Source organism: Ligilactobacillus acidipiscis DSM 15836, from assembly GCF_001435755.1.
Lineage (GTDB): Bacteria > Bacillota > Bacilli > Lactobacillales > Lactobacillaceae > Ligilactobacillus > Ligilactobacillus acidipiscis.
In genome coordinates, this window is sequence record NZ_AZFI01000350.1 from 1 (window position 1) to 562 (window position 562).

General features: G+C 31.3%; 1 protein-coding gene. It reads left to right on the forward strand.

Features of this window, described 5'->3' with window-relative positions; translation table 11 throughout:
- Nucleotides 1-554 (forward strand): alpha-amylase family glycosyl hydrolase (locus FC65_RS11080; protein ID WP_191979920.1); only part of this gene is annotated, 554 nt, incomplete at its 5' end.
- Nucleotides 555-562 lie beyond the last annotated feature (8 nt).

Here is a 562-nt window from a genome sequence, read left to right on the forward strand (position 1 = left end):
TTGGAATGACTAACGTTCACTTTTCGGACATATCACAATATGAAGATATTGAATCTATTAATGCTTATTATCAATTAGTTGAAAAGGAAAAAATTGTTGAACCGAAAAAAATGTTAAGTTATTTGTCTTATAAATCACGAGATAATGCTCGGACACCAATGCAATGGAATAAAAACAAAAATGCTGGCTTTACAGAAGCAAAAGAACCCTGGTTCCAATTGAATCCAAGTTATTTGGAAATCAATGCTACAGACGAATTAGAGAACAAAGATTCAATCTTTTATTATTACCAGAAGCTAATAAAATTACGACATAATTCAAATCTAATTAAATACGGTAATTATACCTTACTCGATCCGGAAGATAATCAAGTTTTTGCATATAAGCGTCAGTACCAAGGGAAAACATTGCTTGTTATCAGCAACTTTACAGCTAAGGATCTTGAACGTGATTATGGACAAGAAAAAGGTAAATTAGTCATTGGAAATTATTCCAACGATTTGGGGCAACAAATCAGACCTTATGAAACAAAGGTTTATCAATTTAATAGGTAATATGAGGA